The organism is Rathayibacter sp. AY1D5 (assembly GCF_002932515.1).
Lineage (GTDB): Bacteria > Actinomycetota > Actinomycetes > Actinomycetales > Microbacteriaceae > Rathayibacter.
This window is the reverse complement of record NZ_PSVU01000011.1, coordinates 49,951-64,704: the sequence shown is the minus strand read 5'-3', so window position 1 is coordinate 64,704 and position 14,754 is coordinate 49,951. Positions and strand designations below refer to the sequence as shown.

Here is a 14,754-nt window from a genome sequence, read left to right as displayed (position 1 = left end):
GTCAGGCGCCGGTGCGAACCTGGTCGAGGCCGGCGATGCGGTCGATCGCGGCCTGCTCGCTCGGCGAGACCCGGCCGAGATACCGGCCCAGGAACACGAACAGCAGGCGATTCGCCGTGATCGCGGGCCACCACGGGCGCCGGAGGCCCAGGAGCCTCCGCACCTCGGGGCTGAGCGAGGCGACTGCGCCGGCGAACAGCAGCGGGTAGACCACGCCCGCCTCGCCCGGCAGCCGGATGTCGCGGAGAAAGCCGACCGCCTCGTGCACGCGTGAGTCGGGCTTGAGCTCGCCCGCGAATCCGGCGAGCTGCGCGCGGAGCTCCGCGACGCTCTCGGGCGGACCCTGCACTCCGAGGAGCCGGCCGGAGGCGGCCCACTCGCGCACGTAGGCGTCGGGGCCGCCGGGGATCCGTCCGCCCCAGATCTCGTGGGCGCCGAGGAACGCGTCGGTGAAGGCGTCGTGCACCCAGAGCAGCAGGCGGGGGTCCTGCGCCGAGTAGGAGCGCTCGCGCCCGCCGGCGTCCTCGTAGGAGCCGACGATCCGCTCGTGCACGCCGGTCACCCAGCGCGCCGCTCCGCTCGCCGCGGCGGTGTCGCCGAAGCTGGTGGTCAGGACCCAGCGGACCGTGTTGTCGAGGCGGCCCATCGGGTCCTCGCGGTAGCGGGAGTGGTCGTGCACACCGGCCATCGCTCCGGCGTGGAGGGTCTGCATGAGCAGAGCCCGCACTCCGGCGATCATCGTGGGCAGGCCGCCGTTGACGGCCCAGACCGCGCTGCCCGGTCCGAAGAGCCCGGCGTCGTCGCCCTTCTCGAGGGCCACGATCCAGTCGGCGCGGGGGCGGGGGCGGCGGCGTCTCATCCGCTCAGTGTGCGCTCGGATCCTGGGCCGCGGCTGGCCGTTCTGTCACCCTTCGTGGGGCCGTCGTCACTCGGCCAGCAGTTCGCGGACGTCGTCGGCCGACAGCGCCCGGGCGAAGAGCTCGCCCTCGTCGAGCACCGCCGTGCTGAGGCGGCCCTTGCGCTCCTGGAGGCGCACGATCTTCTCCTCGATCGTGTCCGTCGCCACCAGCCGGTACACGTTCACCCGCCGCTCCTGGCCGATGCGGTGCGCGCGGTCGACGGCCTGCGCCTCGGCCGCCGGGTTCCACCACGGGTCGAGGATGAAGACGTGGTCGGCCTCGGTGAGGGTGAGCCCGGTGCCGCCCGCCTTCAGGCTGATCAGGAAGACGGGCGCGGCTCCGGAGCGGAACTCCTCGATCACTCCCGCGCGGTCCCGCGTGGAGCCGTCGAGCTGCACGAACGGGATGCCGCGCCGGCGCAGCCGCTCCCCCGCCCGCTCCAGGTACGAGGTGAAGGTGCTGAAGACGAGGGCCCGACGGCCTTCCGCGATCACGTCGTCGAGCTGCTCGACGAGCACGTCGAGCTTCGCGGACGGGACGTGCCGGTAGGCCGGGTCGACCAGGGACGCGTCGAGCGCGAGCAGGCGCAGGAGGGTGAGCGATCGGAACACCGTGAAGCGCTGCCGGTCGAGGTTGTCGACCAGACCCAGGAGCTTCCGCCGCTCGCGCTGGAGGTAGCCGTCGTAGAGCACCCGGTGGGCGGGGGTCAGCGCGACCTCGATCGTCTGCTCCTGCTTCTCGGGGAGCTCCGGCGCCACCGCCTCCTTGGTGCGGCGGAGCAGGAACGGACGCAGTCGCCGGCGCAGTCTCTCGAGGCGGCGGCGCGCGCCCTCGGTGTGGCTGACGGTCCGTCCCTCGGACAGATCGGGCGAGGCGATGCCGACGGGCGCCTCCGCGTGCAGGATCGGCCGGGTGTACTCCTCGCGGAAGCGGCGCAGCGGCGGCAGGAGCCCGGGCGCCACCAGGGCGAGGACCGCCCAGAGCTCGTCGAGCGAGTTCTCCAGCGGTGTCCCGGTGAGCGCGAGCGTGACGGGCGCGCCGACCCCGCGGGCGGCCCGGTGCGTCTGCGAGGCGGGGTTCTTGACGAACTGGGCCTCGTCGAGGATCAGCGCCGACCACGTCCTCGACGCCCAGCGCTCGCCGCCGAGGCGCAGGACCGCGTAGCTGGTGAGGACCACGTCCGCGTCGGCCGGGATCGCGTCGAGCGCGCCCTCCCGCGAGCTCGCGACGACGTGGACGCGCAGGGCGGGCGCGAAGCGCTCGGCCTCCGAGCGCCAGCCCGGCACGACCGAGGTGGGGGCGACCACGAGGAACGGCGCGCGGCGGATCCCGGCGCGGCCCGCCTCCTCGACCGCGTCGAGCATCATGGCCAGCGCCTGCAGGGTCTTGCCGAGGCCCATGTCGTCGGCCAGGATCCCGCCGAGCCCGTGACGGAGGCGGTGCACGAGCCAGGCGTAGCCCGCCCGCTGGTACGGACGCAGCCGGGCGGTCAGGCCCTCCGGCGGCTCCACGTCCTCCGGCGACCCGGCGGCCAGCGCGGAGTCGAGCACGGCGCGCCACGCGTCGGAGGGGACGCTCTCGTCGGCGAGCTCCTCCAGCTCGTTCCACAGCCCGGCCTGGTGCCGGCCGAGCCGCGGTCCCGTCTCCCACTCCTCGAGCTCGTCCGCCCGGGTCAGCAGCTCCCGGAGCCGGTCGAGGCCGGGGTGCGCGAGCGAGAGGTAGGAGTGGTCGACCAGGCGGATGCGGTCGCCGCCCGCGGCCAGAGCGCGGAAGAGGGGCAGGAACGGCACGGTCGCGTCGCCGATGGTCACGACGACGCCGAGGTCGAACCAGTCGGCGCTCTCGGTGTCGACCGCGGTGATGGTGAGCGTGAGCGGTCCGGTCAGCAGGCGGTAGTCCGGGGCCGCGCCGTCGCGCTCGATCCGGACCCCGCCGATCCCCTCCAGCTGCGGGAGCTGCTCCACCACGAACACCGCCGCCTCGGCCCCGCGCAGGACCGCGCTCGTCCCCGGCTCCGGCACGAGAGCGGACCCGGCCTCGCCGAGCACCGAGCGCACCCGGCGGAGCACCGCGCGCTCGAGAGCCGCGTCGGCCGTGCCGTCGAGCTCGCCCGCGCGATCGGGCGAGCGGCGCCAGTGCCAGCCCACCCTGACGGCGCGCCGCGGCTCGAACGAGACCGTGCAGACCAGGCGCGGGGGCTCCGGATCGTCCAGGAGGAGGTCGACGCCCTCCTCGCGGACCGCGACGCGGCTGCGGAGGGCGGGGAGGTGCTCGCCGACGAACTCGGGCACGTCCTCCGCCGGGACCTCCGTCTCCTCGGGGTGGTCGAGGAGCCGCAGCTCCTCGTCGTCGAAGGGCAGGGACGCGGGCGCGAGCAGGAGCGAGGACGGATCGCCGCCCTCGACCGCGTAGACGCCGTGCCGGGCGACCGGACGCGCCGACTCGGGCGCGTGCTCCGCGCCGTCGATCCGCAGGACGGGCCGCAGCCGGAGCGCTCCCTCCTCCGCCGAGACCGTCACCGCCACATGCGCGGGACCGGCGAGACGGACCGCGCCCTTCTCCGGGGCGAGCAGCGGGATCCCGGCGGCCTGCGCCTGCTCGAGCAGCCGCCAGAGCAGCGGGCTCTCGTAGTCGTCGAGGTGGATCCAGTCGGGGTCCTGCCCGAGGTGGACGGTGCGCGTGGCGCGGTGCAGAGCCGCGAACTCGGCGAACCAGCGCTGGTGAGCGGGGTCGAGCGAGAGCCGGTGGGTCTGGAAGTTCAGCGACTTCCAGGTGAGGGTGGTGCGGTTCCAGGCGCCCCCGCGCCCACGGACGGCGGGGCGGGTGGCCAGACGGTGGTCGCGGCGCTCGTCGGGGTCGTAGGTCTTCGCCGTGACGCGCTCGCTCGCCGGCGCCCGCCACGGATCGTCGGCCCGGCGCACCAGCCGGCGCAGCTCGAACTGCAGCCCGATCGGAGTGAGGACGGTCGGCGACTCGGCCTCGGGGGGTCCGCTGAGCTCGCCGACGCGGGCGCGCCAGGAGGAGGGGGTCGACTCGGGAGGCACCGCCCCATGCTGCCACGCGCCGCCGACACCCCCGCCCGCACCGCGTGACGGGCAGAATCGGAGGATGACCAGCAGCGACTCCCCCGCGCCCACCGTCCTCACCCTCGGCAGCGAGAGCCTGCGCCTCGCCCTGACGACCGCCGGGGCCGAGATGACGTCCCTCCGCGACGACGAGGGCCGCGAGTACCTGTGGCAGGCCGGCCCGGAGTGGCGCCGGCACGCTCCCGTCCTGTTCCCGATCATCGGGCGCCTCCCCGGCGACACGCTGCACCACGACGGCGCGGACCACCGGATGGGGCAGCACGGCTTCGCGCGGGACCGGGTCTTCGAGCTCGCGGGCGTCTCGGCGGACGAGGCGGTGTTCCGGCTCCGGAGCGACGACGCCACGCGCGCGGTGTTCCCCTTCGACTGGACGCTCCTCATCGCCTACGCCGTGACCGGCGCCTCGCTCCGGATCACCCAGACCGTCGAGAACAGGGGTCCCTCTCCGCTGGGCTTCTCGCTCGGGAACCACCCGGCCTTCGCGCTGCCGCTGCCCGAGGGCCGCGGCGAGCACTGCATCCGCTTCGCGCAGCCCGAGCCGGAGGGGTACCGCCGCGCTCCGGAGAACCTGCTGCTCGAGGCGCGCCACCCGGCGCCGCTCGAGGACGGGGTCCTGACAGTGGACGACGCGCACTTCGAGGAGGGCGTGATGATCTTCGACGAGCCGCGCCGGCGGACCCTCCGGCTCGAGGCCGACGGTGCCGCCCGCGCGATCGTCGTCGACACCGGGGACTTCGACGTGGTCGGCGTGTGGAAGCCCGCCGGGGCCCCGTTCGTCTGCCTCGAGCCGTGGCGGAGCGTCCCGACCCCCGAGGGCTGGGACGGCGACATCATCGACAAGCCGCGCCAGATCGTCCTCGAGCCGGGCGGCCGGCGGTCGCTGTCCTACAGCATCGCGCTGAGCTGAACGTCGCGCTGGATCTGCGCGTCGAGCAGCTCGAAGCGGCGGATGATCAGCCCCTCGCGGGTGGCCCAGGGGCAGATCACCAGCGTCTCGATGCCGAGGGCGTCCATGGCCGCCTCCGCGACGAGAGCGCCCGCGAGCAGCTGCGGCGCCCGCAGAGCGGAGACGCCGGGCAGCGCTGAGCGGTCGGCCGCGCTGATCGCGGCGAGGCGGGCGGACCACAGCCGGAGGTCGACCAGGTGCAGCTCGCGGCGCACCAGCGGACCGGCGGCGCTCGGAGCGGCGCCGGTGATCCGCGCCAGAGACCGGAAGGTCTTCGACGTGCCTGCGACCAGGTCGGGGCGCCCCAGGGCGAGGAAGCCGCGGACGGGCTCCGCGAGCACCTCGCGGGCGTGGCGCCGGGCGGCCTTCACGCTCGTGGCCGAGGCGGGATCGCCGACCAGCAGGTCCCGCGTCACCCGCCCCGCTCCGAGCGGGACCGACACGGCGAGCTCGGGCACCTCGTCCACGCCCATCGAGAGCTCGAACGAGCCACCGCCGATGTCGAGGTCCAGGATCGAGCCCGCGCCCCAGCCGAACCAGCGGCGCACGGCGAGGAAGGTGGCCGACGCCTCCGCCTCGCCGCCGAGCTCCTGGAGGTGCACGCCCGTCTCGGCGCGGACCCGGTCGAGGACCGCCGCGCCGTTGCCGGCCTCGCGGATCGCCGAGGTCGCGAACGCCAGCAGGTCCTCCGCGCGGTGCTCGCGGGCGACCTCGGCGGCCTCGGTCACGAACGCGATCAGCTCGCGCTGGCCACGCTCGGTGATCTCCCCCGCCTCGTCGAGGTGCGCCACGAGAGCGAGGCTCCGCTTGTGCGAGCGGTAGGGCACCGGGCGGGCGCCGGGGTGCGCGTCGACGAGGAGCAGGTGGACCGTGTTGGAGCCGATGTCGAGCACGCCGAGTCGCATGGGTCTACGGTATCCGCCCGCGGAGGCGCGTCCCGCCACGCGGACCGCCGGGGAACGCCGGAGGGCCCGGCCGCTCGCGCGACCGGGCCCTCCGGGGGTGCTGGACTCAGTGGTCCCAGTTCTCGGCCCTGTCGGCCGAGCTGGACGAGCCGACGATGTGCACCCGCATGTCGTTCGTCGTGCCGGCGCGCCCGGGGGGCGATCCGGAGACGACGACCACGGTCTCGCCCGCCTGGGCGAGGCCCTCGCGGAGCAGCACCGCGTCCACCTGCGCGAACATCGCGTCGGTGTGGTTGACGCGCGGCGTGACGAAGGACTGGACGCCCCAGTTCAGCGCCATGCGGCGGCGGACGGCCGGCTCGGGGGTGAAGCCGATGATCGGGATGCCGTGGCGCAGGCGCGTCATGCGGCGGACCGAGTCGCCCGACTCCGTGAACACGCAGAGGAACTTCGCCTCGACGAACTCCGCGACCTCGGCGGCGGCCAGCGTGACCGATCCGCCCTGGGTGCGGGGCTTGCTGCCCAGCGGGGGGATGCGCTCCAGGCCGTGCTCCTCGGTGGACTCGACGATGCGGGCCATGGTCTGCACGGTGACCACGGGCCAGGCTCCGACGCTGGTCTCGCCCGAGAGCATGACCGCGTCCGCGCCGTCGAGGATGGCGTTCGCGACGTCCGAGGCCTCGGCCCGCGTGGGGCGGGGGCTCTCGATCATCGACTCGAGCATCTGGGTCGCGACGATGACCGGCTTCGCCCAGCGGCGGGCGAGCTCGACGGCGTGCTTCTGCACGATCGGCACCGCCTCGAGGGGCAGCTCGACGCCGAGGTCGCCGCGGGCGACCATGATGCCGTCGAAGACGTCGATGATCTCCTGCAGGTTGTCGACCGCCTGCGGCTTCTCGATCTTGGCGATGACGGGAGCCTTGCGGCCCTCCTCCGCCATGATCTCGTGCACGCGCTCGATGTCGCTGGCGTTGCGCACGAAGGAGAGGGCGATGATGTCGGCGCCGAGACGGATCGCCCAGCGGAGGTCGTCCTCGTCCTTCTGGGAGAGGGCGGGGACGTTGACCGCGACACCGGGCAGGTTGATGCCCTTGTTGTTCGAGACGTTGCCGGGGACGACGACCTCGGTGACGACCCGGGGGCCCTCGACGGCGGTGACGCGGACAGCGACCTTGCCGTCGTCGATGAGGAGCATGTCGCCCGGGTTCACGTCGTCCGGGAGGCCCTTGAACGTGGTGCCCGAGAGCTCGCGCGTGCCGAGGACGTCCTCGGTGGTGATGGTGAAGACGTCGCCCTCGGCGAGGGCGTACGGGCCGCCCTCGAACTTGCCGAGGCGGATCTTCGGACCCTGCAGGTCGACGAGGATCGCGACCGCGCGCCCGGCGTCGTCCGCGGCCTTCCGCACGATGCGGTAGATGCCTTCGTGGACGTCGTAGCTTCCGTGACTGAGGTTCATGCGGGCCACGTCCACGCCGGCGTCGATGATCGCACGAATGGTCTCGTACGACGACGTTGCCGGGCCGAGGGTGGCGACGATTTTCGCTCGTCTCATTGAGGGGGTGCTCCGTTGTTCTGCGCCCGGAGGCGCGTCGTTAGCGGGGAGGGTGAGCTGATTGCTGGCGGGCCGAGACTATCGCGTCCCGGGGACTAGAGCGTGAAGCCCCGGTCGTTGGGGCCGACCGGCGCCGGCAGCTGGGTCGTGCCCTCGAGGTAGCGGTCGACCTCGGCCGCGACGGAGCGGCCCTCGGCGATCGCCCAGACGATCAGGGACTGGCCGCGCCCGGCGTCGCCGGCCACGAAGACGCCGGGGACGGTCGTCTCGAAGGCGTCGCCGCGCGCGACGTTGCCGCGCTCGGTGAAGGGGACGTCGAGCTGGCGGCCGAGGTGGTCCGCCTCCGGGCCGGTGAAGCCGAGGGCGAGCAGGACCAGGTCGGCCGGGATCTCGCGCTCGGTGCCCGCCTTGGGGACGCGGCGCCCGTCGAGGTACTCGGTCTCGGCCACGCGCACCGCGCGGACCTCGCCGCCCTCGTTCGCGAGGAACTCCACGGTCGACGCGAGGAACATCCGCTCCCCGCCCTCCTCGTGGGCGCTCGAGACCTCGAACACGGTCGGGTCCATCGGCCAGGGCTGGCTGTCCGGGCGCTGCGACGGCGGCTGCTGCCCGATCGCCAGGTTCGTGACCGACGCGGCCTTCTGGCGGTGGGCGGTGCCGATGCAGTCCGCTCCGGTGTCGCCTCCGCCCAGGACGACGACGTGCTTGCCCTCGGCCGAGATCTGCTCGAAGACGCGGTCGCCCGCGATCGCGCGGTTCGACTGCACGAGGTACTCCATGGCGAAGTGCACGCCGTCGAGGTCGCGCCCCGGGATCGGCAGGTCGCGCGGCACGAGAGCGCCGGTGGCGACCACGACCGCGTCGTAGCGCGCCCGCAGGTCGTCCCAGGTGATGTCGGAGCCGATGTCGACGCCCGCGCGGAACCGGGTGCCCTCGGCCTTCATCTGGTTCAGGCGGAGCTCGAGGTGCTTCTTCTCCATCTTGAAGTCCGGGATGCCGTAGCGCAGGAGGCCGCCGATGCGGTCGTCGCGCTCGTAGACCGCGACGGTGTGCCCGGCGCGGGTGAGCTGCTGAGCAGCGGCGAGCCCCGCCGGGCCGGAGCCGACGACCGCAACGGTCTTGCCGGTCAGGCGCTCCGGCGGGTGCGGCTGCACCCAGTCGTTGCCGAAGGCCTGATCGATGATCGAGACCTCGATCTGCTTGATCGTGACGGCGGGCTGATTGATGCCGAGCACGCAGGACGACTCGCACGGCGCCGGGCAGAGCCGGCCCGTGAACTCCGGGAAGTTGTTCGTCGCGTGCAGGCGCTCGATCGCCTGGCGGCCCTCGCCGCGCCACATCAGGTCGTTCCACTCGGGGATCAGGTTCCCCAGCGGGCAGCCCTTGTGGCAGAACGGGATGCCGCAGTCCATGCAGCGGCCCGCCTGCCGGCGCAACACGGCGGAGTCGCCCTGCTCGTAGACCTCTTTCCAGTCCATCAGGCGGACGGCCACGGGACGCCGCTTGGGCAGCTCCCGGTCCTGCACCTTCAGGAACCCCTTGGGATCAGCCACCGGTCACCTCCAGAATCCGTCCCCAGACGACGTCGCCGTCGGGGTCGAGCCCCTCCTCCACAGCGGATGCGCGCGTCGCGAGCACCGCGGCGAAGTCGCGGGGCAGTACCTTGACGAAACGCGAGACCGTTCCGTCGAAATCGTCGAGCATCCCCTGGGCCAGGGTCGACTCGGTCTCCGCGACGTGCCGCTCGAGCAGGTCGCGCAGGATCTCCACGTCGGCGCTGCCGAGCTCGGAGAGGGTCAGCTCGCCGGAGGCGATCGCGTCGCGGTTCACGAGCTCGCGGCGCAGGCCGTGGATGTAGGCCGTGCCGCCCGACATGCCGGCGCCGAGGTTCCGCCCGGTCTCGCCGAGGATCACCGCCAGGCCGCCGGTCATGTACTCGAGCGCGTGGTCGCCCACTCCCTCGACCACCGCGGTGGCGCCGGAGTTGCGGACCAGGAAGCGCTCGCCGACCATCCCGCGGATGAACATCGTGCCCTGGGTCGCCCCGTAGCCGATCACGTTGCCCGCGATCACGTTCGTCGAGGCGTCGAAGGTGCTGCGGCGGTCCGGCCGCACCACGATCTGGCCGCCCGAGAGGCCCTTGCCGACGTAGTCGTTGGAGTCGCCCTCGAGCCGAAGAGTGATGCCGGCGGGGAGGAACGCTCCGAGCGACTGCCCGGCCGAGCCGCGGAGCGACACGACGATGGAGTCGGCAGGCAGGCCGTTCTCGCCGAAGCGGACGGTGACCTCGTGGCCGAGCATGGTGCCGACGGCGCGCTCGGTGTTCTTGATCTCGCGCTCGATCCGCACGGTGCCGCGGTGGTCGAGCACGTTCGCCGCGAGGCGGATCAGCTCGTTGTCGAAGTGGTGCTCGAGCTCGTGCTCCTGCGCGCGGCCGTGGCGGCGCGGCTCCTCCGCCGTGAAGACCGGCCCGACGAGGATCGGCGTCAGGTCGAGCCCGCTCGCCTTCCAGTGCTCGATCGCCTGGTCGACGTCGAGCAGCTCGCGGTGGCCGACGATCTCGTCGACGCTCCGGAAGCCGAGCTGCGCGAGGTACTCGCGCACCTCCTGGGCGATGAACTCGAAGAAGTTGACGACGAACTCGGGCTTGCCGGAGAACCGCTGTCGCAGCTCCGGGTTCTGCGTCGCGACGCCCACCGGGCAGGTGTCGAGGTGGCAGACGCGCATCATGATGCAGCCCTCGACGATCAGCGGAGCCGTCGCGAAGCCGAACTCCTCGGCTCCGAGCAGCGCGCCGATGACGACGTCGCGACCGGTCTTCATCTGGCCGTCGACCTGCACGACCACGCGGTCGCGCATGCCGTTGAGCATCAGCGTCTGCTGGGTCTCGGCCAGGCCGAGCTCCCAGGGCGTGCCCGCGTGCTTGAGCGAGTTCACCGGGCTCGCGCCGGTGCCGCCGTCGTGACCCGAGACGAGGATCACGTCGGCGAGGGCCTTCGCGGTGCCGGCGGCGACCGCTCCGATGCCCGACTGGCTGACCAGCTTCGCGTGGATGCGCGCCGACGGGTTCGCCCGCTTGAGGTCGAAGATCAGCTGCTTCAGGTCCTCGATCGAGTAGATGTCGTGGTGCGGCGGCGGCGAGATCAGGCCGACACCGGCGGTCGCGTGCCGGGTGCGCGCGATCCACGGGTACACCTTCGTCGGCGGCAGCTGACCGCCCTCGCCGGGCTTGGCGCCCTGGGCGAGCTTGATCTGGATGTCGTCGGCGTGGGTGAGGTACATGCTCGTGACGCCGAAGCGGCCCGAGGCGACCTGCTTGATCGCGGAGCGGCGCTCCGGGTCGAGCAGCCGCTCGGTGTCCTCGCCGCCCTCGCCCGTGTTCGACTTGGCGCCGAGGCGGTTCATCGCGATGGCGAGCGTCTCGTGCGCCTCCGGCGAGATGGAGCCGTAGCTCATCGCGCCCGTCGAGAAGCGCTTCACGATCGCCTCGACCGGCTCGACCTCGTCGATCGGGATCGGCGTGCGCCCCGCGGTGTCGAGCTTGAACATGCCGCGGAGGGTCATCAGCGAGCTCGCCTGGTCGTCGACCATCTTCGTGTACTCGCGGAAGACGTCGTAGCGGCGGTTGCGCGTCGAGTGCTGCAGGCGGAACACCGTGTCCGGGTTGAACAGGTGCGGGGCGCCGTCGCGGCGCCACTGGTACTCGCCGCCGACCGCCAGGCGCTCATGCGCGACGATCGCGCCGTCCTCGGGGTACGCGGCGCGGTGACGCGCGGCGTTCTCCTCGGCGACGACGTCGATGCCGATGCCGCCGAGCTTCGAGACGGTGCCGGTGAAGTACTGGTCGACGAACGCCTGGCTGAGGCCGACGGCCTCGAAGGTCTGCGCCCCGGCGTAGCTCGACACGGTGGAGATGCCCATCTTGGACATGATCTTCAGCACGCCCTTGCCGAGCGCCTTGATCACGTTCTTCACGGCCTTCTCCGGCGAGACGTCCGACAGCATGCCGCTGCGGACGAGGTCCTCGCAGGTCTCCATCGCCAGGTACGGGTTGACCGCGGAGGCGCCGTAGCCGATGAGCGTCGCCACATGGTGCACCTCGCGGACGTCGCCCGCCTCGACCACGAGCCCCACTCGCATCCGGTTCTCGGTGCGGATGAGGTGGTGGTGCACGGCGGCGAGCATCAGCAGCGAGGGGATCGGCGCGAGGTCCTTGGTGGAGTCGCGGTCCGAGAGCACCAGGAACTGCGCTCCCGCGGCGATGGCCTCGTCGGCCTCGTCGCACATCTCGTCGATGCGGTCCTGCATCGCGCGGGGTCCCGCGTCGACGCGGTACAGGCCGCGGATCGTCGTGGTGATGTGGCTCAGCGGGCGCGGCGCGATGTGCTGGATCTTCGCGAGCTCGTCGTTGTCGATGACCGGGAAGTCGAGGACGACCTGGCGCGCGTGCTCGGCACCGGCGGTCAGCAGGTTGCGCTCGGGGCCGAGGCCCAGGCGGAGCGAGGTCACGACCTCCTCGCGGATCGAGTCCAGCGGCGGGTTCGTCACCTGCGCGAAGGCCTGCGTGAAGTAGTCGAAGAGCAGGCGGGGGCGCTTGGACAGGACGGCCACGGGGGTGTCCGAGCCCATCGCTCCGAGCGGCTCCGCACCGGCGCGCGCCATCGGCAGCAGGAGGAGGCGGACCTCCTCCTCGGTGTAGCCGAAGGTGCGCTGGCGGCGGTTGACCGAGGCGGGCGTGTGCACGATGTGCTCGCGCTCGGGGAGGTCCTTGAGGTTGATGCGGCCCTTCTCGAGCCACTCCTCGAACGGACCGGAGGCGGCGAGCTGCCCCTTGATCTCCTCGTCCTCGACGATGCGGCCCTGCTCGGTGTCGACCAGGAACATGCGGCCGGGCTGCAGGCGTCCCTTGCGGACCACCTTCGCGGGGTCGATGTCGAGCACGCCGATCTCGCTGGCGAGCACCACGAGCCCGTCGTCGGTCACGACGTAGCGGCCGGGGCGGAGCCCGTTGCGGTCGAGAGTGGCGCCGACGAGCTCGCCGTCGGTGAAGACGATCGCGGCCGGGCCGTCCCACGGCTCCATGAGCATCGAGTGGTACTCGTAGAACGCGCGGCGCTTCGGGTCGAGCGCGCCGTCCTGGTTCTCCCAGGCCTCCGGCACCATCATCATGACCGCGTGCGGGAGCGACCGGCCGGCCAGGTTGAGCAGCTCGACGGTCTCGTCGAACGAGGCGGAGTCGCTGCGGCCGGGCGAGACGATCGGGAACAGCGGGGCCAGGTCGCCCAGCTCGCGGCTCTTCAGCTGCGACTGGCGCGCGCGCATCCAGTTGCGGTTGCCCTGCACCGTGTTGATCTCGCCGTTGTGCGCGATCATCCGGAACGGCTGAGCGAGCGGCCACGACGGGAAGGTGTTGGTGGAGTACCGGGAGTGCACCAGCGCGAGCTTCGACGCGAAGCGCTCGTCGGACAGGTCCGGGTAGAACGGCTCCAGCTGGAGCGTCGTCACCATGCCCTTGTAGACGAGCGTGCGGCTCGAGAGCGACATGAAGTAGACCTCGAGCTCGCGCTCGACGCGCTTGCGCAGGCGGAAGGTCAGACGGTCGAGGCGCACGGAGGAGAGGGGCGTGCCGCTCTCGTCGGTCAGCTCGCTCCGGATGAACAGCTGCTCGATCGCCGGCATGGCGGCCCGGGCGAGCGTGCCGATCTCGTCGGGCTGCACGGGCACGGAGCGCCAGCCGACCACGGCGAGGTTCTCCTCGCGGGCGATGTCGGCGATCGTCGACTTGACCCGCTCGCGCTCGAACACGTCCACCGGGAGGAAGGCGTTGCCCACCGCGTACTGGCCCAGCGGCGGGAGCTCGAAGGGAGCGACCGCGCGGAGGAACTCGTCCGGGATCTGCGTGATGATCCCCGCGCCGTCGCCCGTTCCCGCGTCGGAGCCGACGGCGCCGCGGTGCTCGAGGTTGCGCAGCGCGTTCAGCGCGGCGTCGATGATGTCGTGGCCGGCGGTGCCGCGCATGGTGGCGACCATCGCGAGACCGCACGCGTCCTTCTCGGCGGCCGGATCGTACATCCCCTGCGCCGGCGGCATGCCCAGGAAGGGCACGGCGCGGGCCGGGGTCGAGGGCTGGGCGGAGGCCATGGGAACCGTCCTCACGGGGGTGATGGCTGATCGGGACGTCACTGGCCCGCGGTGGTGGAGGAGGAGCGGCTCCCCGATCGGGAGGGCCGCAGGGTTCTGCCGTGGCGCGAGCGTCGCGCGCCGCCGGCGGTGCCTGCACGACGACCCGCCCGCGGCAGCGCTCGTGGCTGCGCCGCGATGGGGCGGTCGTGGAGGTGTCGGGCACCCAGGAGGCGGTCGCGGAGGCTCCGCGACCTCCGTCAGGTGCGGGAGACCGTCGGCTTCTCGGCGTCGGTGCCGGAAGCAGGGGTGGTGGTGTCGTCGGAGTCGGACTCGACGTCCTCGAATTCTACCGCAGCCGGAGCGGGCGTCCACTCGCGACCCGGCCGGTAGGCCGAGGGCTCGGCGCCCGGGTGCTCGCGCTTCTGGATCACCACGAGGACCAGGCCGATGACCACGGCGATGAGCGCGGCCCAGACGTTGGTGCGGATGCCCCAGAAGAACTCGCTCGGGTCGATCCGGATGGACTCGAACCAGACGCGGCCGATCCCGTACCAGATCAGGTAGGCGGCGAAGACGGTGCCCCACTGCAGCTTGAGACGGCGCTCGAGCAGGAGGATGACCGCGATGCCGACGACGTTCCAGAGGATCTCGTAGAGGAAGGTCGGGTGGAAGAGCGTGCCCGCCGGGAGGCCGACGGGGAAGGCCGGGTTGGTGGTCTCGATCTCGAGGCCCCAGGGCAGGGTCGTGGGCAGGCCGAAGAGCTCGTGGTTGAACCAGTTGCCCAGACGCCCGAGCGCCTGCGCGGCGAGCATGCCGGGGGCGAGGGCGTCGGCGAAGGTCCAGAACCGCACTCCTGTCCAGCGGCAGCCGATGAACGCGCCGACCGCGCCTCCGATCAGCCCGCCGAAGATGGCGTTGCCGCCGTTCCAGATGCGGACGACCTCCCACGGGTCGGCGCCGTCGTAGAAGTAGTCGCCGGGGTGGGTGAGCACGTGGTAGGCGCGGGCGCCGACGATGCCGAGCGGCACGGCCCAGATGATGATGTCGAGCACGACCCATGGCTCCGCGCCGCGGCGCTTGAGGCGCTGGTTCGTCATGATCGTCGCCACGATGATCCCCGCGAGGATGCAGAGCGCATAGGTGTGGATCGCGAGCGTGAAGGTGCCGATCGTGAGGTCGTACTGACTCCACGCGTCGGGGGGGCTCGGAATGCTCAGCGGTACGGACACCGGTACTCGACCTT

Annotated in this window: 8 protein-coding genes; 1 reads left to right on the top strand and 7 read right to left on the bottom strand. The window is 72.5% G+C overall.

What is annotated here, in order from left to right; translation table 11 throughout:
- Nucleotide 1 precedes the first annotated feature (1 nt).
- The gene (locus C5C82_RS05230) at nucleotides 2-859 is read right to left on the bottom strand and encodes an oxygenase MpaB family protein (RefSeq protein WP_104232651.1); all 858 of its coding nucleotides are present in this window, start codon (nucleotides 857-859) and stop codon (nucleotides 2-4) included.
- A gap of 66 nt (nucleotides 860-925) precedes the next feature.
- A complete protein-coding gene (locus tag C5C82_RS05225) occupies nucleotides 926-3,943 on the bottom strand; it encodes a DEAD/DEAH box helicase (protein WP_104354724.1) in 3,018 nt (1,005 codons plus the stop codon).
- 64 nt (nucleotides 3,944-4,007) lie between these two features.
- Between C5C82_RS05225 and C5C82_RS05220 the strand changes: the two genes are divergently transcribed.
- A complete protein-coding gene (locus C5C82_RS05220; protein ID WP_104354715.1) occupies nucleotides 4,008-4,892 on the top strand; it encodes an aldose 1-epimerase family protein in 885 nt (294 codons plus the stop codon).
- Here C5C82_RS05220 and C5C82_RS05215 read toward each other — a convergent pair.
- The 5 genes from C5C82_RS05215 to lgt all read right to left on the bottom strand — a co-directional run bounded on the left by C5C82_RS05215 (nucleotide 4,871) and on the right by lgt (nucleotide 14,740).
- Complete coding sequence (locus C5C82_RS05215) at nucleotides 4,871-5,836, bottom strand: exopolyphosphatase (RefSeq protein WP_104267307.1); 966 nt, start codon at nucleotides 5,834-5,836, stop codon at nucleotides 4,871-4,873. The two genes, C5C82_RS05220 and C5C82_RS05215, sit on opposite strands and share 22 nt — an antisense overlap.
- 106 nt (nucleotides 5,837-5,942) lie before the next feature.
- The gene (pyk, locus tag C5C82_RS05210) at nucleotides 5,943-7,388 is read right to left on the bottom strand and encodes a pyruvate kinase (protein ID WP_104221869.1); all 1,446 of its coding nucleotides are present in this window, start codon (nucleotides 7,386-7,388) and stop codon (nucleotides 5,943-5,945) included.
- A gap of 95 nt (nucleotides 7,389-7,483) precedes the next feature.
- Nucleotides 7,484-8,941, bottom strand: coding sequence for a glutamate synthase subunit beta (locus C5C82_RS05205; RefSeq protein ID WP_104354714.1), 1,458 nt, complete (start codon nucleotides 8,939-8,941; stop codon nucleotides 7,484-7,486).
- Nucleotides 8,934-13,529 carry a glutamate synthase large subunit gene (gene gltB, locus C5C82_RS05200; protein ID WP_104232656.1) on the bottom strand — a complete coding sequence of 1,532 codons (4,596 nt, stop codon included), beginning with the start codon at nucleotides 13,527-13,529 and terminating at the stop codon, nucleotides 8,934-8,936. The genes C5C82_RS05205 and gltB overlap by 8 nt, the downstream gene beginning before the upstream one ends.
- Nucleotides 13,530-13,768: 239 nt before the next feature.
- Entirely contained in the window at nucleotides 13,769-14,740 is a 972-nt protein-coding gene (gene lgt, locus C5C82_RS05195; protein ID WP_258059820.1) for a prolipoprotein diacylglyceryl transferase, read from the bottom strand.
- Between the last annotated feature and the right edge of the window lie 14 nt (nucleotides 14,741-14,754).